21 protein-coding genes, 1 other RNA gene and 1 pseudogene are annotated in these 20,177 nt (G+C 46.0%); 11 read left to right on the forward strand and 12 right to left on the reverse strand.

Annotation, left to right across the window (positions count from 1 at the left end; all coding sequences use genetic code 11):
• Positions 1-8: 8 nt before the first annotated feature.
• The 3 genes from hemG (at position 9) to argB (ending at position 3,460) form a co-directional block, all read left to right on the forward strand.
• Positions 9-1,313, forward strand: a complete 1,305-nt coding sequence (gene hemG, locus BCF55_RS01005) for a protoporphyrinogen oxidase (RefSeq protein ID WP_121008928.1) — start codon at positions 9-11, stop codon at positions 1,311-1,313.
• Positions 1,310-2,299: a VIT1/CCC1 transporter family protein gene (locus tag BCF55_RS01010; protein ID WP_121008930.1), complete on the forward strand. Its 990-nt coding sequence runs from the start codon at positions 1,310-1,312 to the stop codon at positions 2,297-2,299. Before hemG ends, BCF55_RS01010 begins: the two co-directional genes overlap by 4 nt.
• A 258-nt stretch (positions 2,300-2,557) precedes the next feature.
• Positions 2,558-3,460 carry an acetylglutamate kinase gene (argB, locus tag BCF55_RS01015; protein WP_121008932.1) on the forward strand — a complete coding sequence of 301 codons (903 nt, stop codon included), beginning with the start codon at positions 2,558-2,560 and terminating at the stop codon, positions 3,458-3,460.
• Here argB and BCF55_RS01020 read toward each other — a convergent pair.
• The 5 genes from BCF55_RS01020 to BCF55_RS01040 all read right to left on the reverse strand — a co-directional run bounded on the left by BCF55_RS01020 (position 3,445) and on the right by BCF55_RS01040 (position 6,829).
• On the reverse strand, positions 3,445-4,848 hold the full coding sequence (locus tag BCF55_RS01020) for a TldD/PmbA family protein (RefSeq protein ID WP_170144715.1): 1,404 nt from the start codon (positions 4,846-4,848) through the stop codon (positions 3,445-3,447). The two genes, argB and BCF55_RS01020, sit on opposite strands and share 16 nt — an antisense overlap.
• 11 nt (positions 4,849-4,859) lie before the next feature.
• Entirely contained in the window at positions 4,860-5,123 is a 264-nt protein-coding gene (locus BCF55_RS01025; protein ID WP_121008934.1) for a DUF4911 domain-containing protein, read from the reverse strand.
• Positions 5,124-5,159: 36 nt separating this feature from the next.
• Complete coding sequence (dnaX, locus tag BCF55_RS01030) at positions 5,160-6,524, reverse strand: DNA polymerase III subunit gamma/tau (RefSeq protein ID WP_121008936.1); 1,365 nt, start codon at positions 6,522-6,524, stop codon at positions 5,160-5,162.
• An RNA gene (gene ffs / locus BCF55_RS01035) (signal recognition particle sRNA small type) lies at positions 6,523-6,620 on the reverse strand. The genes dnaX and ffs overlap by 2 nt, the downstream gene beginning before the upstream one ends.
• 8 nt (positions 6,621-6,628) lie before the next feature.
• A complete protein-coding gene (locus BCF55_RS01040; RefSeq protein WP_245960367.1) occupies positions 6,629-6,829 on the reverse strand; it encodes a YgaP family membrane protein in 201 nt (66 codons plus the stop codon).
• A 119-nt stretch (positions 6,830-6,948) separates the two neighbouring features.
• On the opposite strand from BCF55_RS01040, the gene BCF55_RS01045 reads away from it, so the two are divergent.
• The 4 genes from BCF55_RS01045 to BCF55_RS01060 are packed head-to-tail and all read left to right on the forward strand — an operon-like array spanning position 6,949 to position 9,605.
• A complete protein-coding gene (locus tag BCF55_RS01045; RefSeq protein ID WP_121008940.1) occupies positions 6,949-7,455 on the forward strand; it encodes a YceD family protein in 507 nt (168 codons plus the stop codon).
• A 10-nt stretch (positions 7,456-7,465) separates the two neighbouring features.
• On the forward strand, positions 7,466-7,657 hold the full coding sequence (gene rpmF / locus BCF55_RS01050; protein WP_121008942.1) for a 50S ribosomal protein L32: 192 nt from the start codon (positions 7,466-7,468) through the stop codon (positions 7,655-7,657).
• On the forward strand, positions 7,657-8,676 hold the full coding sequence (gene plsX / locus BCF55_RS01055; RefSeq protein WP_121008944.1) for a phosphate acyltransferase PlsX: 1,020 nt from the start codon (positions 7,657-7,659) through the stop codon (positions 8,674-8,676). The genes rpmF and plsX overlap by 1 nt, the downstream gene beginning before the upstream one ends.
• Positions 8,676-9,605, forward strand: a complete 930-nt coding sequence (locus BCF55_RS01060; protein ID WP_121008946.1) for a beta-ketoacyl-ACP synthase III — start codon at positions 8,676-8,678, stop codon at positions 9,603-9,605. Before plsX ends, BCF55_RS01060 begins: the two co-directional genes overlap by 1 nt.
• Here BCF55_RS01060 and BCF55_RS01065 read toward each other — a convergent pair.
• On the reverse strand, positions 9,573-11,660 hold the full coding sequence (locus BCF55_RS01065) for a thioredoxin domain-containing protein (RefSeq protein ID WP_121008948.1): 2,088 nt from the start codon (positions 11,658-11,660) through the stop codon (positions 9,573-9,575). The genes BCF55_RS01060 and BCF55_RS01065 overlap by 33 nt on opposite strands.
• A 218-nt stretch (positions 11,661-11,878) precedes the next feature.
• On the opposite strand from BCF55_RS01065, the pseudogene BCF55_RS09870 reads away from it, so the two are divergent.
• Positions 11,879-12,073 (forward strand): annotated as a pseudogene (locus BCF55_RS09870) (methyltransferase family protein); the annotation flags it as partial.
• Positions 12,074-12,113: 40 nt separating this feature from the next.
• On the opposite strand, the gene BCF55_RS01075 reads toward BCF55_RS09870, so the two are convergent.
• A complete protein-coding gene (locus BCF55_RS01075) occupies positions 12,114-13,253 on the reverse strand; it encodes a mechanosensitive ion channel family protein (RefSeq protein ID WP_121008952.1) in 1,140 nt (379 codons plus the stop codon).
• Positions 13,254-13,284: 31 nt separating this feature from the next.
• On the opposite strand from BCF55_RS01075, the gene cutA reads away from it, so the two are divergent.
• The 3 genes from cutA to BCF55_RS01090 all read left to right on the forward strand — a co-directional run bounded on the left by cutA (position 13,285) and on the right by BCF55_RS01090 (position 16,815).
• Positions 13,285-13,599, forward strand: a complete 315-nt coding sequence (gene cutA, locus BCF55_RS01080; protein WP_121008954.1) for a divalent-cation tolerance protein CutA — start codon at positions 13,285-13,287, stop codon at positions 13,597-13,599.
• A complete protein-coding gene (locus BCF55_RS01085; RefSeq protein ID WP_121008956.1) occupies positions 13,596-16,523 on the forward strand; it encodes an AAA family ATPase in 2,928 nt (975 codons plus the stop codon). The genes cutA and BCF55_RS01085 overlap by 4 nt, the downstream gene beginning before the upstream one ends.
• Positions 16,524-16,623: 100 nt before the next feature.
• Positions 16,624-16,815: a hypothetical protein gene (locus tag BCF55_RS01090; protein ID WP_121008958.1), complete on the forward strand. Its 192-nt coding sequence runs from the start codon at positions 16,624-16,626 to the stop codon at positions 16,813-16,815.
• Here the strand turns inward: BCF55_RS01090 and hisC are convergent, their stop codons facing one another.
• From hisC to trpB, 5 genes are read right to left on the reverse strand one after another with little or no spacing between them, the layout of a single operon-like run.
• A complete protein-coding gene (gene hisC / locus BCF55_RS01095; RefSeq protein WP_121008960.1) occupies positions 16,816-17,871 on the reverse strand; it encodes a histidinol-phosphate transaminase in 1,056 nt (351 codons plus the stop codon).
• 4 nt (positions 17,872-17,875) lie between these two features.
• Entirely contained in the window at positions 17,876-18,118 is a 243-nt protein-coding gene (locus BCF55_RS01100) for a hypothetical protein (RefSeq protein WP_121008962.1), read from the reverse strand.
• 46 nt (positions 18,119-18,164) lie between these two features.
• The gene (locus tag BCF55_RS01105; RefSeq protein WP_121008964.1) at positions 18,165-18,650 is read right to left on the reverse strand and encodes a hypothetical protein; all 486 of its coding nucleotides are present in this window, start codon (positions 18,648-18,650) and stop codon (positions 18,165-18,167) included.
• Entirely contained in the window at positions 18,628-18,993 is a 366-nt protein-coding gene (locus BCF55_RS01110; RefSeq protein WP_121008966.1) for a toprim domain-containing protein, read from the reverse strand. The genes BCF55_RS01105 and BCF55_RS01110 overlap by 23 nt, the downstream gene beginning before the upstream one ends.
• Positions 18,983-20,170 carry a tryptophan synthase subunit beta gene (trpB, locus tag BCF55_RS01115; protein WP_121008968.1) on the reverse strand — a complete coding sequence of 396 codons (1,188 nt, stop codon included), beginning with the start codon at positions 20,168-20,170 and terminating at the stop codon, positions 18,983-18,985. Before trpB ends, BCF55_RS01110 begins: the two co-directional genes overlap by 11 nt.
• Positions 20,171-20,177 lie beyond the last annotated feature (7 nt).

Consider the following 20,177-nt stretch of genomic DNA (forward strand, 5'->3'; position numbering starts at 1 on the left):
AGGCTTCCATGAGAGACATTGTCATAATCGGTTCGGGTATATCTGGTCTTTCAACTGCCTTCAGACTGAGAAAGCTCGGTTACGATGTGGTTGTTTATGAAAAGGACGAGGACATTGGTGGTAACATAAAGACTGCCACCCAGGAAGGCTACACCTTTGAGCTTGGACCTCAGACTGTCCTCGCCGACGAAGAGGTGATGGCTTTCTTCAAAGAAGCCGGTTTGGAGCCTCTGGTTGCCTCCCCCTCTTCCAAAAACAGGTATATATACAAGGGAGGTAAACTTGTACCCCTCCCTATGAGTCCCCTGTTATTCCTCTTTTCTCCTCTCCTATCCCTGACCGCAAAACTGAGAGTTTTAAAGGAACCCTGGGCTTCTGGACCCGTTAAGAACGAAGAAAGTATCGCTGACTTCGTGCGCAGAAGGTTGGGTCAGGAATTTCTTGATTACATAGTTGCCCCTTTTGTATCTGGAGTTTACGCAGGAGACCCTGAAAGGCTATCCGTAAAGTACGCCACAAGGAGGGTTTACGCCCTTGAGCAGGAGTTTGGCTCCCTGATTAGAGGTGCTCTGAAGAAAAAGGCTCTGGGTCCTAAAGGTGTGCTCGTATCCTTTGAAGGTGGACTTTACACCTTAATAAGAGAGCTGGCTAGAGGTGTTGAGGTAAAGAGGGAGAATGTGGTTTTGAAAATCAGGAAGAAGGAGGACCGGTTTATCCTTGATACGAGAGAGGGAAAGGTGGAAACCAAAGCCCTTGTGGTTTCATCACCTGCCTATACAGCTTCTTATCTCCTGAAAGACCTTTCTTGGAGTGCCTCTCTGGAATTTGACAGGATAGATTACGTACCGGTGGTAGTTGTTAACGTGGGAGTGAAATCTGGCAACGTGCCGGAAGGATTCGGAGTGTTGATACCGAGAAGGGAGGGGAAGAGAATCTTAGGAGCTGTTTTCTCTTCAAAACTGTTTCCAGGAAGGGCTCCGGCTGGAAAAGACCTTTTGACGGTTTACTTGGGAGGGGCAACCGATAGGGAGATAATTGAACTCTCTAATGAGGCTATAACCGAAATTGTGCAGAAGGAGCTCAGAGAGGTGTTAGGTATAAACTCCATAGACTTTATCCATGTTAGGAAGTGGAAGAGAGCCATACCCCAATATACACTCGGTTATGGTAAGTACCTGAACCTTGCGAAGGAAATGGAAGAGATACACAGAGGCTTGTTTCTAACAGGTAATTATCTCAGCGGTGTATCTGTATCGGATTGCATAAGGTTTTCTGAGGTCACAGCTAAAAAGGTGAGCGAATTCCTACAATGAGAAAGCTCACTGAACTTGCCAAGGAGTTTTACTTAAACGAGCTTAACGATTACAGGCTCTATACTGAACTGTCCAGGAGAATAGAAGATGACCAACTTAGAACCTCCCTTGAACGCATAGCCAATATGGAGAAAGGGCATGCCCGTTTCTGGAAAGAGTTTTTAAAGGTAAGGGGAGAGGACCCCCCCTCTGAAAGGCGGGTACTCTTTCAGAGCCTTGTACTGTTCCTAGGCAGATTTGTGAATCCTCTCCTGCTGGTTTCTCTGCTTGAGCTGGGAGAAACTACCGCTTACACCCAGTATTACACCTTCCTGAAAGAAAAAGGTGGAGAGCTATCCAGTGAAGAGGTGGAGAGATTAAAGGGCATAATACTTGACGAGCTCTCCCACGAAAGTATATTCCGGGAAAAACTTGTAGAGCTTGGCTTATCAAGTGTAAGGGACATGGTTCTTGGAATGAACGATGGACTCGTGGAACTTCTTGGTGTGGTGGCAGGGCTATCTGCAGTTTACAGGCACGAGCCCACCGTGGTTGGTGCAAGTGCTGTTGTAGTAGGAGTTGCAGGGGCTCTATCCATGGGTATAGGAGCTTTTATATCTGTCCGTTCCCAGAGACAGGTAAACGAAGCGCTAAGGGAAAGGGAGATGATTGTGTCGGAGGTTTCCGGTAAAAGCTTATCCCAACAGACTGTAAATGATGAAAATGAACTCAAGTCTGCTCTGTTCACGGGAATCTCTTATATGTTGGGGGTAGTGTTCCCCGTGAGCCCTTACTTCTTCATGGGGGATTCTATAAAGGCTCTTGCCCTCGCTCTACTTCTGGCACTTATCATACTATCTGTGGTTGCTTCCTTTATAGCTGTGGTCTCCGGGATTTCCCTAAAGAGAAAAATACTTGAAATGGTTCTGTCAGCGGGTTTTGCTGCTGGGGCAAGCTTCACCATAGGCAGCCTTGTTAAGATGCTGTTTAACTTAGAAGTTCCATAGAAAAAGGAGAGGAGGCACGGCAGAACCTCCCCTCATAAATGGGCTGTACCCTCTTATAAATAATTTCCCTCTCCCGGAGCCACTGTGTTATAAAGAATTCTTAACCCCTAAAAATCTTTAAAAATTTTCCTATATTCTTAATCCGTTATACCCTTTAAGTCACAACGACTCTTATTGGAAGAGGCTATTTTAGGGAGTAAAGTTAAAAGTTATTTATGGACACGAAAAGGGCATTAATGTGCCTTACAATTTTTCTATATGGAAAAGTTAATAGAAAAGGCAAAAATACTTCAGGAAGCTCTCCCTTATATAAGGGAGTTTCACTCAAAGGTTTTTGTTGTGAAGTACGGCGGCTCTGCAATGATCCGGGAGGACCTCAGGGAATCCTTTGCAAAGGATGTTGTCCTGTTGAAGTATGTGGGTATAAACGTGGTCATAGTCCATGGGGGGGGACCCCAGATAAGCGTAACCCTTGAGAGGCTTGGAATAAAACCGAAATTTATCGGTGGTATGAGACAGACTGATGAGGAGACGATGCATGTTGTTGAGATGGTTCTCTCTGGAGACATCAATAAGGACATAGTTGCCTTAATAAACAGGCACAGTGGAAAGAGAATATACGCTGTTGGTTTATCGGGAAGGGACGGCAGACTCCTCAAGGCGATAAAGTTGAATAAAGAGGTGTATTTCAAGGAGCTCGGGCTTCCGGTTCCGGAGGAAGACATAGGTTTCGTAGGTGAAGTAGTGGAGGTAAACGGTGAACTGATAAACTCTCTAATAGAGAAGAATTTCATACCTGTGATCGCTCCCGTTGGTGTAGGGGATGAGGGAGAAGCTTATAACATAAATGCTGACGTTGCAGCTTCAGAGATAGCAAGACAGCTCAGAGCTGAGAAGCTTATCTTTCTCACCGATACGGAAGGTGTTAAGGACGAAAAAGGGGAGTTGATATCCTCCTTGACAAAGGACAAAGCTCAAGAGCTTATAGAAAGGGGTGTTATAAGAGAAGGCATGATACCAAAGGTTAAGTCCGCCCTACGTGCTATGGAGGCTGGAGTAAATAAGGTTCACATAATAGACGGAAGAGTACAGCATTCAATACTTCTTGAGGTTTTCACCGAGAAGGGTATAGGAACAGAGATAGTTCACTCACAAACCTGACAACCCCCAAGAGTTAGCTTCCTTATCCTGACGGTTGGCTGGGCATCTGTAACCGGTACGCCTTGTCCATCTTTTCCGCATGTACCTATCGCCCATCCCAGGTCTCTTCCCACAGCATCTATATCCTGGAGGGCTTTCGGTCCGTTACCTATAAGGGTTGCACCCCTTATCGGGTAGGTTATCTCACCGTTCTCTATCATGTAACCTTCCATTACCTCAAAGACAAAATCTCCGGTGACGGTGTTTACCTCTCCGCCGCCCATCTTTACAACGTAAACCCCTTTCTTTGTGTCCCTTACTATATCCTCAGGGTCATCCTTCCCTTTGTCTATATATGTGTTTGTCATTCTGACTATGGGGATGTGAGCGTAGCTCTGTCTTCTTCCGTTCCCCGTTGACTCCCTACCCTCCTTCATAGCCCTGAGCCTGTCGTACATGTAGCCGACCAGATAACCTTCCTTTATGAGAACCTTTCTCTGAGCTGGGACCCCCTCATCATCTACAGTAAAAGAGCCGTTATGATTGGGCAGGGTGGCATCGTCTATGACTGTTACCAATTCACTTGCGACCTTCTCACCCAGCTTACCGGCGTAGACGGATAAACCCTTTTGTACCAGATCAGCTTCAAGCCCATGCCCAACAGCCTCGTGTATCATAGTACCCCCAGCTTGGGAGGATAGAACCACAGTAAACTGTCCTGCGGGTGCGGGTTTTGCAGTTAACATGAGGAGTGCTCTTTCTGCAGCCCTTGATGCTACAGCTTCTGGAGGAGTTTCCTCAAATATCTCAAAACCCTTTCTTCCTCCGAGGGACTCGTAACCTCTCTGAAGCACCTCCCCATCGCTTGCCACAACCTCTACGAAGAAAACAACCCTCTTCTGGACATCTTCGGTGGTTTCACCTAAGGAGTTAACTATCAGAACTTCCCTGGTTTTATCCATGAGAACGGACAAAACCTGTTTTATCCTGTCGCCGTAACTTCTTGCTTTCTCCTCAGCGCGTCTGAGTATATCGGCTCTGAAGTTTATGTCCTCAGAGTCAGGGTCTATTATCACAGGAGTCCAACCTTCCAGATACCTGAGCCCAACAGCTACAGGTCCGTATCCTTCACCCCGTGCAAGGGTTTTAGCTAATTCAAGTAGGTTTTCGTAGGTTGGTTCTGTAGTGTATCCGTAAAAGGTTCTTCCATTCTTTATGAGTCTTATTCCCACACCCTCATCATACCCGTGGGACACCCTTCCCAGTTTCCTATCCTCAAGTTCAAGACGGGTAGTCCTTGATTTCTCGTAAAATATCTCTCCGTATTCTCCTCCTTGAGAAAGGAGGTTTGAGAGTATGAAGCCCGCTTTATCTTTGATAAGTTCTTTTACCTCTTCCATCTTGACCATATCTGTCCTCCTTAAAAATCAAGTTCATCAAAATTTGCTTCTCCAATAACTTCAAGCCCTCTTATATGCCTCTTGAAGCCTTCTACGATGTCCTTTAACTCCTCAAATCTGTCCGGAGAAGCTATTATATCCACTATACCCTCTCCCTTCTTGCGTGTTCTTGTCAGGGCAACTCTGTCAAGCCCGTCCACAAGGGAGTTCAGGAAACCTACCTCATTTATGGGAACTCTGACGGTCAGTATGCGTGCTTTAACTTCCTTTTTCCTTCCGCTCATACTTCACAACCTTAGCGTTGAATAGCTCCATGACTTTCAGAACAGACTCGTCGTATTCCTTGTCTCCTCTTTTTTTTTCAGTATATCAAACTCAATCTCAGGGACGTTCTTCCTGAGGTTGTCAAATTCTGTCCTGAAGGCTTTGTAAGTTTCCTCATCAATCTGGAAAACCTCTTTACCGTTAATCCGAGACCTCTTGGAACCCTTCAAGGCTTTAAAAGCAACAGGGGAAAGGAGCTTTCTGATCCTATCTTCAAGGCTTTCCTCTTTTGGCTCTGGGGACTGTTCAGGCACAACCCTACCTGTGGACAATGCCTCCGATATAGGAACTATATCCTTTATGAGAGAGCTCTTTATCACTGCAAGTTCATAAGCTTTTATTGCAGGTCTGCTCCTTGCCTCAAACTTTCCCCTATTTACTATGTTTTCAAGGTATAGGAGACTCTCAAGGGGGAATTCCTTGAACTCTTCATAGCTTTCAGGGTTTTCCACCAGACCTGAGGGGTCTTCAAGGCTTTTGATTAGCAGGGCTTTTCTAATTTCTTCCTCAAGGTTGTCCCAGAACTTGGAGAGGTTGTACCCTCTTGTGTAAAGTTCGTTCAACTCTCTTATCGCCTGCTGAACTTCTGAATTTAGTAAAAGCTTCATAAAGCTCTTGACCTTGTCGCCGCTCAGAATACCTAGGAAATCTTCAATGACCTCCTGGGTTACGTTGCCTTCCCCGAAAACACTCGCCTGGTCAAGCAAAGATGCAGCATCTCTCATACAACCCTCAGAGGCTTGGGCTATTGACCTGAGAGCCTCCTCCGTATATTTCAGGTTCTCCTGCTCACATATATTCTTCAAGTACTCAACCACTTTTTCTTCACTTACCCTCCCGAAGATTATCCTCTGGCATCGGGAAAGTATCGTCGGTATTATCTTCTCATACTCGGTCGTACAGAGGATAAAGACAGTCCTCGGAGGTGGTTCTTCCAAAGTCTTCAGGAGTGCATTAAAGGCTTCTTTTGTAAGCATATGAGCTTCATCAATTATGTAAACCTTGAACTTCCCCTTTATGGGTGTGTAGGATACAGCCTCCCTTATCGCTCTTATGTCATCTATACCTCGGTTAGAGGCAGCGTCCATCTCTATCAGGTCTGGAAAGTTACCCCTGTCTATTTCAATACAGTTTTCACAGGTGCCACAGGGTTCTCCATCCTGAGGATTGATACAGTTGAGAGATTTTGCCAGTATCCTTGCTATTGTGGTCTTACCCACCCCCCTTGGACCGGCAAACAGATATGCGTGAGATATCCTTTTGCTCCTGACCGCATTCTTCAGGACTTTTACCGGAACTTCCTGACCTATTACCTCTCTAAAAAACTTTGGTCTGTATTTCCTAGCAAAGGGAACGTACATAGCAATATTTTACCCCGCACCCGGGACGGCAGGCTTACCCTTGCTCCCTTTCGGGCCTGGGGGAGTTCACCCTGTCCCGTTGCGGGGCTGTTTATAAATATAGGTCAGCAGGGACATTCTTTCACGCCGAACTTCCTGTAAAGGGAAACTACTGGGCACCAGTTAGTAAAGGCTGACTGTATCTGGTTTAGAGCCATAAACAGGACAAAAACCTTCCAGAAAAGATTAACGTTACTGCCTGCAAGTCCGAAGAAAAAGACAATCAAAAGCATAACCCCTGAGGTGAGTCTAAGCATCCTGTCCATACTCATCTCTTTACCTCCTGTTTAATATTATTAGAATATTCTAATATTCTTATCAATCTTTGCAAGCTCTCCCTATGGGGCTATATTAAATAGGAATCCGGTACCTAAGGAAGTGAGCCATGATTACTCTTGACTTAAAGGAAATCTTTGAGAGATATGAGGTTTTTGAAGGTAGTTATTTAATAACCCCAGAGTCTCTATCTTTGCCGGCTGACGTGGGGGAGATAAGATCACCTCTCAGGGTATCTGTAAGGATTGAGAGGGATAAGAAAGGATACAACGTTGAGCTTAATATAGTGGGTGGTGTTGAACTTGAATGTAGTAGATGCTTGGCTCTCTTTGAGAAAGACCTTTCTCAAACAACTACAAAGCATATAGAAGCCTATCCTAAGGAAGAGCATCTCTCCCTCTTACCTGAAGACCTTGACGTTTCCTTTATGGAAGAGCCTGACATAATAGTGCTTGAGGACTTGGTAAGAGAGGAAATTCTCTTAAATATACCTATGAAGCCCCTGTGCAGACCCGACTGTCCTGGAGTTCACCACCCTACGGTTATATTTGAGGATGAGAAGACGACCCATAAAGACCCCAGATTTGCTATACTAAAAAACCTGCTTACCGAATAGGAGGTTCACTATGGCTGTCCCAAAGGCGAAAACGTCAAAGTGGAGAAGGAACCAGAGAAGGGCTCAAAACTTCTTTAACAAGTTTAGAAGGAGTATACCTTCCCTGAGTGAGTGCCCTAACTGTGGCGAGAAGATACTTCCCCACAGGGTGTGTCCATACTGCGGACACTACAAAGGCAGGGAAGTTATCAGCGTTGACTGATGGAACACTACAGTTTTGCCCTTGACTGTAACGGAGGAGACTACGCTCCCTTAGAGATAGTCAGGGGTGGAATACTGGCTTCTAAAGAGTTCGGGTACAAGCTTTTCCTGGTCGGTGATGGGAAAAAGATAGAAGCTATTCTGAGAAAGTCCGGTGAGCTTGGTAACCCGCTCCTTGAAGTTGTTGATGCTCCCGAGAACGTCGGTTTTCAAGAGTCCCCATCAAGTGTTTTAAAAAAGAAAAATTCCTCCCTGTACGTCGGTGCTAAGCTGGTCAGGGAAGGCAAAGCCCAGGGACTTATATCCGCCGGAAATACGGGAGCTGTCCTTGCGGTGGGCAAATTTATAGTGGGAGCTGAGGAGGAGGTAGAGAGACCGGCTATAGCTGTAGCCTTACCAAACCCCAAGGGAAAAACCGTTCTTATAGATGTTGGTGCAAACGTTGATTCTAAACCAAGACATTTGGTCCAGTTTGCCGTCATAGGACACACCTATGCCCAGGAGATACTGGGTATAAAAAACCCCCGTGTTGGATTGTTGAGTATAGGTGAGGAAGAAGGAAAGGGGAACGAACTTGTAAAGGAGACCTACCCCCTTCTTAAACAGACAGGGTTGAACTTCCTTGGAAACGCAGAAGGGAGGGACATATACGCTGGTACTTTTGACGTCATAGTGTGCGATGGTTTCGTTGGAAATATAATTCTAAAAGCCAGTGAGAGCTTGGGATTAGCCGTGGTCCAGATGATAAAAGAGGAGATAAAGAAAAGCCTACTGGCTAAGTTTGGAGCCTTCTTGCTCCTTCCTGCTTTGAACAGTTTCAGGAAGAAGGCTGATTTTACCGAGTACGGTGGCATACCTCTCCTTGGTGCTAAGAAACCGGTGATAATCACCCACGGAAAGGCGAATGCTAAGGCTATTAAGAATGCGATAAAGGTTGCGGGTGAGTTCCTATCCCACGACTTTAATGTTAAGCTTGTTGAAAACATAAGGGAACTTATTCCTGAAGAAGTGAGGGTCTGATGGGAACGAAGATAGTCGGTACAGGGATATCTCTTCCAGAGAACGTACTTACGAACTTTGACTTGGAGAAGCTCGTAGATACGTCTGATGAGTGGATAACTACCAGGACGGGTATAAAGGAGCGCAGGATCGCAAAGGAGGAAAGCGTCGTTGAAATGGCAAAGGAAGCCTCCTTGCAGGCTCTTAAGAGGGCGAACCTACAACCAGAGGATATAGATGTGGTTGTGGTTGCCACGTTGACTCCAGAAAAGAAATTCCCTTCAACGGGCTGTTTGCTACAGGCTGAACTGGGCATAACCTCCGGCTACGCCTTTGACTTATCTGCAGCCTGCAGCGGCTTTTTGTACTCTCTTGAGGTTGCTGATGGGTTGCTTAAATCTGGTAAAGCTCGTAGGGTTCTCGTTGTGGGGGTTGAGAAACTGTCTGAGATAGTGGACTGGACAGATAGGAGTACCTGCGTTCTCTTTGGGGACGGAGCAGGAGCGGTAATCCTTGAAAACTCTGATGACGGAAGTGAACTGTTGGCTTCCAAGATGTACTCGGAAGGGAACTTATGGGACATACTTTACGCAGATAAGTGCGGCTATATAAAGATGAAGGGAAGGGAGCTCTTCAAGGTGGCGGTTAGAAACATGGAAGAGGCGTGCAGAGAGGTCTTAGAAACCTCTGGAGTTCCCCCCGAAGATATATCCCTGATAATTCCTCACCAGGCTAACGTCAGGATAATAAACGCTCTTGCAGAGAAGCTCGGGATACCCATGGAAAGGGTTTATATAAACATAGACAGGTACGGCAACACCTCAGCAGCCTCCATACCCATAGCTCTACATGAAGCAATTGAGGAAGGAAGGCTTAAAAGGGGAGACCTCGTCCTGATGACAGCTATGGGAGGCGGCTTAACCTGGGGTGCCGCTCTCCTGAGGTATTAACTTCCCCCTGACCTCATTTATATCCGTCGTTGGAGCTTCGCACTGGAAGTTTCTACACAGGTAGTAGGTCGTCTTTCCTTCTATTTCTTTCAGGGACCTTAAAAACTCACTTATTCTTTCAAGGCTCTCGTCTTTTATACCAAAGATGCCCTCGGGAAGGAATTCCCTCTCAAGTTCAAGGAGGTTAAACTTGGCTTCATCTCCAACACCGATCAATTCAAAGCTACCGTTCACAAGGATATCCGCGGCGAGCAGTGAGAAGGTGTGTGCTCCAGGGAAGGAAGATATAACCTGTGAAAAAGCCCTCAAGGTTTGCTCCCCTTTCTTCTCATACTCCTGAATTCCGAGCAATCTTCCGAGCCTGACCAGGTTATAGGCAAGAACTGAGTTTCCAGAAGGTGTAGCCCCGTCGTATATTTCCTTCTTCCTCACAAGGACTTTCTCTCCAAAGTCAGGTGTCTGAAAGAAGCCGAGGTTTTCCTCATCCCAGAAGTGTTTAAGGACAAACTCTGAGAGTTCTATGGCTTTCTCAAGATACTTACTTATAAAGCTCGCCTCGTAAAGCTCAATCAAACCCCATATCATGTAGGCATAGTCCTCCAAGAAGGCGTCTATACCAGCTTCACCGTCCTTGAATCTGTGCAGGAGTTTACCCTCTTCGGAAAGCATTCTCTCAAGGATGAAATCTGCAGCCCTCTGGGCGGTATCAATCAAATCCTTTCTTCCCAAAGCTATCCCAGCCTTGGAGAAGGCTGCTACGGCAAGCCCGTTCCAGTCTGTGAGAATCTTTTCATCTCTTAGGGGTCTGACTCTCTCCTCTCTCCTTTTAAAAAGCTTGTTCCTTATCTCCTCCAGCTTCTGCTTCAGCACGTCCTCTTCGTACCCAAGTTCATTGGCGTATTCTGCAAGCTCCTTTTTCATATGGAGGATGTTTTTACCTACCTTCTTCCTGGTCGCTTCCTCCAGGAAGTTACCTTCCTCTTCTACTCCGAAGACCTTCTTCACCAAGTCCAGTTCCTCTTCAGTCAGGACCTCTCTGAGCTCGGAAACCTTCCAGGTGTAAAACTTGCCCTCTTCACCCTCGCTGTCCGCATCCTCCGCTGAGTAGAAAACTCCTTCGGGGGACAGCATATCTCTACGTAGGTATTCGGCTATCTCCTCAACAACCTGGGCGAAGAACTCATCTTTTGTAGCCTGATAAGCTTCCGAGTATGTAAACATTAAAAGGGCGTTATCGTAGAGCATCTTTTCAAAGTGAGGGAGTAACCATTCCTTGTCGGTTGAGTACCTGTGAAAGCCGAAACCAACGTGGTCCCATATACCTCCAAGCCTCATCCTCTTCAAGGTATGCTTAACCATAGATAGAGCCCTATCGTTACCAGTCCTCCTGTAGTATCTGAGCAGAAAGATTAGGTTGTGGGGTATCGGAAACTTAGGAGCACTCCCAAACCCCCCGTAGGTTTCATCATAGGTGTGATAGAGCTCGGAGAACCCCTTGTGGAGCACGGATTCGTCAAGCCTATCGCCTATGTAACTTCCCTCTTCACTGCTGGATAAGGCTTCAACCACCTGATTGGCAGCAGTCAGAACCTTTTGCCTGTCCGCTTTCCAGAGCTCGGCTATCTTGAGGAGGATGTCCTTTAAACCCGGCCTTCCGTATATACTTTCCTTTGGGAAGTATGTTCCGGCAAAGAAGGGTTTCTTATCGGGAGTCATTATTACGGTTAAGGGCCACCCTCCTGAACCCGTCATCATGTGGCAAACGCTCATATAAACGCCGTCTATGTCGGGTCTCTCTTCCCTGTCCACTTTTATAGGGACATAGTTTTCATTAAGAATGCTTGCCACTTCTTCATCTTCAAAGCTTTCCCTCTCCATTACGTGGCACCAGTGGCAGGTTGAGTATCCTATGGATAAAAAGATGGGCTTATCTTCACGTTGTGCCTTCTCAAAGGCTTCTTCACCCCAGGGATACCAATCCACGGGGTTGTAGGCGTGCTGTTGTAGATATGGGCTTTTTTCCTTGATTAACCTGTTAGGCTTTCTCTTTTCCATTTAGAAGAATTTGGTGCGCTCTTATCCTGGCGTGATGAGTTTTATCAGGGTTTAATTATTGGGTGGGCTCCCTTATACTTTCTTTGGTTCATAGCCTTCTTTGGTCTCTGCTTTTCCTGGTTCTTATCCCATTTACTCTAATTAAGCCCAGCCTCTCTGAAAGGGTACTCTGTATCCTCACTGGTATCCTTCTCATATTCCTGGGTCTTATCCTTTTCCTGCTTTCTGTATGGGAGCTATCCAGGGCTGGAGGGACAACAACCGTTCTCAAAAGAGCGAAAAGGCTTGTTAAGGGAGGAGTTTACAGCTGCAGTAGGAACCCTATTTACGTTGCTGTAATTCTTATCTCCTTGGGAGAGTCCCTTACCTTTTGCTCTTCAGCTTTCTTGGGATACACCTTTCTTCTTACACTTGGGTTGCATCTCTGGGTTATCCTGTTTGAGGAACCTATGCTCAGGAGGATTTACGGCGACGAGTTTGAGGATTATTCAAAGGAAGTACCTCGCTGGGTAGCTTTTCCAGATATAGTGACCTGCTTGGGAAGGCGAAGGAGGAACCGTTCCTCTCAACTATCTCCATTATCTTGAGGTTTATATCTTCCACTATCTTGAGGTACTCGGCGTAGTCGGCTGTGTCGGTATAGTATTGTAAAAGTATGTTCAGAGAGCTGTCACCGAAAACCTCAAAATGGACGTAGAAGTTTTCCTCCTTAGATACCCTGGGATGGTTGGCTAACATATCCCTTATGTCCCTGAGTATATTTTCCATCTGCTCCCTGGTGGTGGAGTAAACCAGACCTATGTAAGTTCTCACCCTTCTTTTGTCCCTTCTTGACCAGTTGTCTATATTCTGGTTCACTACCTCCTTATTGGGGATAGATACGAGGGTTTTGTCAAAGGTTCTTATCTTGGTTGACCTAAGTCCTATCTCTTCTACCGTTCCCTGAACACCGGCTATCTGACCGGACTCTCCGCTCAGTATGGGTTTATCAAGGAGTATGACAAAGCCGCTTATTATATTTTCCAGTGTATCCTTTGCTGCCAGGGACACTGCCAAGCCTAGGAGACCGACCGAAGCTAAAAGGGCGCTTACGTTTATGCCCCACTCCTGAAGTATGGCAACACCTATAACGAGGATGATAAAAGCTTTTGTAAGCTTTACCAGGAAACCTCCTATCTCTCTGGAAAGTTCCCTTCCGAATCTCTGGGCAAACTCATAAAACTTGTCTTCAAAGGCTGTTACGAGGTTAAAGGACATCCACCCTAAGGTGAAGACTGCCAACGTTTTTATGACCTTTAGCGTTATTTTGCTCTCTATACCGATTATGGCAAGGGACAACCCAATACCTGCGATAACCACCAGGAAACTTATAGGTCTTGTCCAGGCTCTCAGTATTATGTCATCTATCTCCGTAGGGGTCCTCCTCACAAGCTTTCTCAGGGAAGTTATCGCCACAAGGGTGAAGAGTTTTCTGAAAAAGAAGAACAGGAATAGTACAAGCAGGGCGAGTATAAATCTGTAAAGGGGTGTTCCGAGTATAACGAAGTTCAGGTATTCCTGAAGATTTCTGACTGTTTCCACAAGACTTTCCATTACAACCTGAGATTATATAATATCAAGAGTGATGGAAGGATACCTGGTGGTTCTGATAACTACACCCACGGAAAAGGGAGAGGAGCTGGCAAACTTCATCGTTCAAAACAAGCTCGGAGCCTGCGTTAACGTAATCCCTGAAGTAAAGTCTACATACTGGTGGAAAGGGAACATAGAGAGGGATAGGGAGTCACTTCTGGTTGTGAAAACGAGTTCAAGGAAGTTCAACGAGCTGGTGGATAGGGTGAAGGAAGCCCATCCCTATACCGTTCCTGAGATAGTAGCTCTGCCTATATTTGCGGGAAATCCTGACTATCTGAACTGGATTGGGGAAAGCCTTGAATGAGACCCCTTAAACTTGAGCTTGAAGGTTTCACGGTTTATAAAAAGTCTCAGGTAATTGACTTTGAAAAATTAAACTTCTTCATAATCCAGGGCAAAACGGGTGCGGGTAAGACCAGCATAGTTGACGCTATAACTTTCGCCCTTTACGGGAAGGTTCCAAGGTACGGGAAGTCTCGTTCTGCAACCACTATGGTCATGTCCAAAGGAAGCAAGAAGTTAAAGGTCTCCCTTGAGTTCTCTGTGGGGGGAAAACGCTACAGAATAGAGCGCTTTTACAGGGAGAAGCCTAAGGAAGACGTGGTTCGTGTTGAGGAGGAGGGGCGCCGCCTTGACCTGAAGAAGACAGATATAGAAGGCTGGGTTGAGAAGGTTACAGGACTTGATTACAACACCTTTACAAAGGTGATTCTCCTTCCACAGGGAGAGTTTGATAAATTCCTTAAGCCTTCTTCTCCAAAGGAAAGGAGAGACATACTTATAGGACTCCTGAACCTTGAGGTTTTTGATAGGGTTAGGGAGCTTGCCGCAGAGACCTACCGCTCTCTGGAGGGACAGCTCAATGCTATAAAGGCTGAGCTTGAGAGTTTGAGTGAGCTTACCGAATCGGACATTGAAGAGCTTGAGCGCAGGAGACAAAAGCTGGAGAGGGAGGTTGAGGGTTTGAGGAGTGTCCTCTCCGAGCTGGAGGAACGCCTTAGACGTGCAAGGGAACGGGAAGAAACCGAGATAGAGCTCGTTAGGGCAAAGGAGAACCTTGAGGGGCTCCTGTCTAAAAGTCAAGAGTTTGAAACGTTGAAAAGGAGGGTGGAACTGGCGAGGAGGCTCCTTCCCTATCTTCCCTACATAGAAGGGCTTGAAAGGATAGCTAAAGAGCTTAGGGACTTGAGACTGGAAAGGGAGAAGGTTTTAAAAAAGAAGATAGAGGTTGAAGAGGAGCTTAAAAACGTAAAGCTTGAAAGGGAAGAAGTTGAAAGAGAGTATTCTAAGCTACCCAAACTTAGGGAGGAACTCCATCTACTGGTTAGTGAGAGGGAGAGGCTCTCCCTTGCAAAGGAGGAACTTTCTTCCATTGAGCAGAACCTCAAGGCTGTGGAAGAAAAGGAAAAGGTTTTAAGACAGAAGGAGGAGGTTCTCAAAGACAGGGAGGAGAAGCTCCAGGTTGGCGAAGAGTACATCAGGAGAACAGAGGAGGAGATTAACTCCCTTGGGTACGATGAAGAGGAGTATGAAAGGCTCTTAAAGGAGGTTGAAAAAAAACAGACTCTCCTGGAGCAGCAGAGGAGGCTTGAGGAGATAGAAAGGGAACTTAAGGAGCTTGAGAGTTTACGGGATGTAAAGGTAAGGGAGCTTAAGAGCCTCAGAGAAAGTCTTGAGGAAGCGGAGAGAGAGCTACAGGAGAGTAGCATAAAGGTCTATGTTCAGCATATAAGGGCTCATTTGAAGGAGGGAGATCAGTGTCCTGTATGTGGCGGGGAGTTTAAGGGAACACCGGAAGGACAGGAGAGTGCGGATACCGAAGGTCTGAGGTTAAAGGTTAAGGAATTGCAAAACAGGCTTCTTTCCGAAGAGAAGGAGCTCTCATCTCTGGAAGCTAAGGTAGAGTCCCTGACTAAGGAGAGGGAGAGCCTTTCTTCAAAACTAAGAGGTTGGGAGAACATACTGAAGATAGACATAGAAAGCAGGCTGAAGACCTTAGAGGAAAAGAAGAAAAAGAAGAAAGAGCTTGAGGAGAAACTCAAGAAGTTTACTGAGAGATATAATCAACGCTTAAGGGAGAGGGAAGAAGCCCTGAGGGAAGTTGAACGTCTGAAGAGCGAGCTGTCCTCTTTGAAAAGCTCCATTGACGAGAAGAGAAAGAGGCTGAGTGGACTTCTCAAGGGGGAAACCACCCCTGAGGCTGTGGATGAAAGACTTTCAGAGTTAGCGTTTAAGGAGAAAGATATAAAGAGTAAGATTGAAGAGGTTGAAAGGAAGAGAGAAGAGATAGGTAAGTACATAGAAGAGCTTAACAAGAGTTTGATATTCCTTGATACAAAGCTCAGTGAGATAGAAAGCTCCATAGAGGGTAAGGAGAAGGAAAAGAAGGAGAACAGTAGAAAGCTGGCACCTCTCTTTGAGGAGCTGGGAGACCTTGATAAGGTAAAGGAACTCTCTATGACACAGGAAGAACTTTCTGCCCTTGAGAGGGAACTTGAGACTTACAACAGGGAGGTAGCGGGGCTTGAGGATAGGATAAAGGAGCTTGAGAGGAAGCTTTCCCAGATTCAAGAGACTGAAAAACCTGAAAACATAGAGATGCTACTTGCCAGTAAGAGGGAGGAGCTTGAACAGCTCTTGAAGACGGTAGGAGAACTTAAGATAACAGCCCAGCAAAAAAGGGAGTTGTTGGAGAAGAAAGAGAGTCTTGGAAAGAGAGCCTCTGAGATAGAGCGAGAGATTCTCATATACTCCCAGATAAGTGAAGACCTTAAGAGTAATAAACTTCAGGACTTTGCTGCAAGCCTTATGCTTAATAGGATAGTGGAAAGGGCAAGTGAATACCTCTACAACTTCACAAACACTTATGAGTTTGGACTTGATGACAAGGGGGAGCTGGTTGTCATAGACAGGGCTCAAGGTACAGAGAGGGACGTCAAAAGCCTTAGCGGAGGGGAAACCTTTCTGGCGAGTCTGTCCCTTGCGCTGGGTGTAAGCGACATCCTATCTGCGGACGCCCATTTGGAGAGTCTTTTTATAGATGAAGGTTTCGGCTCCCTTGATGAGGAGACCAGAGAAAGGGTCAGTGACATACTTGAGGTTATAAAACAGAGGATAAACAGGATGGTTGGGATTATATCTCATATTCCTGACCTGGCGGAGCGGTTCCACCAGAGGGTTGTTGTAAAGAAGCATGGGGACTTTTCAACGGTGGAAGTTTTCTATTAAATTTTCCAAATAATGTTTTAAAAAAATTCAAACAACATTTCAACGTGACAAAATAAGTTATTGATATATCTTTAAAAATAGAACACAGGAGGTGAAATCAATGGACAGGAAAAGGAGTGTATTTAAAGCTGCCGAGTATGTCAAAATACTGAAGAAGTTCCAGCCCTCCTGTTGGGAAGAGGCTGATTACGCTCAGGAGTGTATACCTTCAAACTTTAAGAACCTTAACGGTACCAGCGGTCGTAGGGAGGATTACTACGTAGATTTCTCGGATATAGTTGCGGTAAGGTAATCAGTTCAGAGAGACGAGTACCTTTTCCAGAGCTTCCAGGAAGATATCGTTCTCTTCGGGCTTACCTATGCTCACCCTAAGGCATCTATCAAGGCCCGGAAGATAGGACATGTCCCTTATGAGTACATCCCTTTCAACGAGACCCTTGTGAACAGCTTTTGCGTTGAAGGGTGTTCTGAAGAGAATGAAGTTGGCTCTGCTGGGAAATACCTCAACCCCTTTAATCCCCTTTAACTCTTTTAATACTCTCTCACGCTCGCTTGTTACCTTTTTAACGCTCTCTTCTATGAAATCTCTACCACTGCTCAAGACAACCTTAGCTATTATCTGAGATGGAGACGTTACGTTGAAAGGCAGTCTTAACTTATTTAACTCCGACACTACAGATTCTTTTCCAATGAGAATACCAACCCTCAGACCTGCAAGCCCTATCTTTGATAGGGTCCTTAGAACAACCGTATCCTCTCTCTTAAGAGCCTCATCCTTAAAACTCTCCCCCGAATAGCTGTAGTAGGCTTCATCAACAACTGTGAAGACACCTTCTTCTCTTATCCTGTGTATCTTCTCCTTGGAGAAGAGGTTTCCTGTTGGGTTGTTTGGGTAAGAGTAGTAGGCAAGAACCACGCTTTTGTTAGCTATCAGCTCAAGGCTCTTCTCAAGGTTTATGTCAAAGTTTTCATCAAGCTGGACGCATACCTTGGGTCTTCCCAGCATGTCCGCTGAGATTTCGTACATGGGAAAGGTAGGAACGGGTACGTATACCCCCTGGCTAAAATCTCCGACAGCTATTGAGAGGTAGTATATGAGCTCGTCCGAGCCGTTCCCCAGGAGGATATTTTCGGAAGAGACACCAAAGAAGTCTCCTATAACTTCCCTGAGCTCCTCCGAATTGGGGTCAGGATACCTGTTCAGTTGAGTTTCCTTTAACTCATTTAGTATAAGAGTTTTTAAGTCTTCTGGCAGGTCATAGGGTAACTCGTTGGAGGATAGCCTTATCCTTGCCTTTGTGGTTTCGGTCTTGTACGCCTTTAAACTGTTAAGTCTTCTGGATAGCATTAAGTCAGGGCTTAGCTCCTGTGCCTTCCTCTTCTTTCTCTTCCTCTTCCGCTTTCTTCAGATACAGTTCAAGCTCTGCCACCGTTGATTCCTGAAGTTTGTCTTCCAGTATGCCCTTAATTAACCTGTTTAGCTTTTTATCGTCTCCCATAGCGATACCACTCAGGACAAGATAAAGCCTTTTTGGTAGTGAGAGAGATACTTTTTTATACCTTGGTCCGCCTCTTCTTTTACCTTTTCTAGCCATAATACCACCTCCTTCTGTTTCCCTTGTTAATTATTTTAGCGCTTTTTTATATGTTTTCAAACTTTATATTGAACTCAATTGCGTGATTTATTAATTCGCAGTAAACCTTAAAGGGAGTAAGTATGACTTCAAGCTTCTTGTTGGGTTCAATAAGGCAACAGGCACCGTTTAACAGCTCCTTAAGGAGCCGAAGCTTTGTATTCAGGGTGTTTATTAGTTCAAGGCGTTCCATTTCCCGTTCAACCTCATCGGGTATGCCGGACAGAAAGGTTATGTCAAAGTTAAAGACCTCATACTCGTCGTATATAGAATCAAGAGCCTCTTCAAGTCTCAAGAGAAACTCCTCTTCAACCTTTAATAGGAACTCACTCAGGAGCTTTTGCTCTCTCTTGTCAAGTAGAGCTTCCCCGAGTATCTTTGTTTCCTCAATGTCCGCCTTTAGCTCGGACTTTATACCTGTAAGCAAGTCTATGTTGAACCTCAGAATGCGGTCATAGACCAGAACCTTCTCAAGTATCTTTATCTTTTCCATCTCTTACCTCAACAATCTCCTCAATATGAATTATACCCGCTCCTCTCAGATACTCTCTGAAGTCTTCAATTACAAGGAAGCCTTGAGAACTCAGTAACTCCTTCACCTTACTGTTTATCCTTTCACCGTGGGGGTCAAGGTCGTACAGGAGGATAACCCCTTCTGCTATGGGTTCTAATAGGTCGGGTAGGTCTGCGAACCTCTTTCCAGAAAGGGTAAGGACGTTTCTTATCCCGTACCTGCGTAGGGCTTTGAGGTCGTTCTTTCCCTCAACGAGGACAGGGTATCTTTGAGACAGCTCTCTCAGTTTCTTTATCCAGTCTCCGAAGCTCTCAAAGTCCATGCCTTATATGCTTCATAACGTGCCACATGTCCTTATCTCCCCTGCCAGAGAGGTTCACGACCACAATTTTTCCTCTCCCAAGCTCTCTCGCCACGTCAACCGCTCTTATGACGGCGTGGGCTGACTCAAGGGCTGGTATTATGCCCTCAGTCTTGGAGAGCAATTTGAAACCCTCAAGGGCTTCCTCATCGGTAGCACAAACGTATTCCCCCCTTCCGGAGTCTTTCAGCCATGCGTGTTCTGGTCCAACACCGGGGTAGTCAAGTCCCGCCGATATGGAGTGGGTAGGGAGTATCTGCCCTTCCTCGTCTTGGAGAAAGTAGCTCTTCATGCCGTGAAGGACACCCAGATGTCCTCCGGTCAATGAAGCGGCGTGCTTACCGGTTTCTATACCGTAGCCAGCAGCTTCAACGCCTATAAGCCTTACGTCCCTGTCGCCTATGAAGGGGTAGAAGATGCCCATCGCGTTTGATCCACCTCCAACGCAGGCGATAACAGCGTCCGGGAGTCTGCCCTCCCTCTCAAGGATTTGCTCCCTCGTTTCGTTTCCTATAACGCTCTGAAAGTCCCTGACTATCATAGGAAAGGGGTGAGGTCCGACCACAGAGCCTATTACGTAATGGGTGGTCCTGACGTTGGTAACCCAATCTCTGAGAGCTTCGTTTATAGCGTCTTTCAGCGTTCTACTTCCGCTCTTTACTATCCTCACTTCGGCGCCGAGGAGTTCCATTCTGAAAACGTTAAGCTCCTGTCTCTCTGCGTCCTCTTCCCCCATATAAACCACGCATTCAATACCTAACAAAGCACAGGCTGTTGCGGTTGCAACTCCGTGCTGTCCGGCTCCCGTTTCCGCTATGACCCTTCTCTTTCCCATCCTTTTGGTGAGGAGAACCTGTCCCAGCGTGTTGTTTATCTTGTGAGCTCCCGTGTGGAGTAAATCTTCCCTTTTGAGGTAGATCTTCGCACCACCCACGTACTCGGTGAGGTTTTTAGCGTAATAAAGAGGTGTGGGTCTGCCCGCATACTCCTTAAGAAGTTCTTCCAGCTCCTTTCTGAAACCTTTATCCTCCTTCAGCCTGTTGTAGGCTTCTTCAAGTTCTTCAAGGGCGTACATCAACGTCTCTGGGACGAACTTCCCGCCAAAGTCCGCAAAGTACCCTCTTTCGTCAGGTAGCATAGCCTTA

Origin of the sequence: Hydrogenivirga caldilitoris (assembly GCF_003664005.1) — a bacterium.
Classification (GTDB): domain Bacteria; phylum Aquificota; class Aquificia; order Aquificales; family Aquificaceae; genus Hydrogenivirga; species Hydrogenivirga caldilitoris.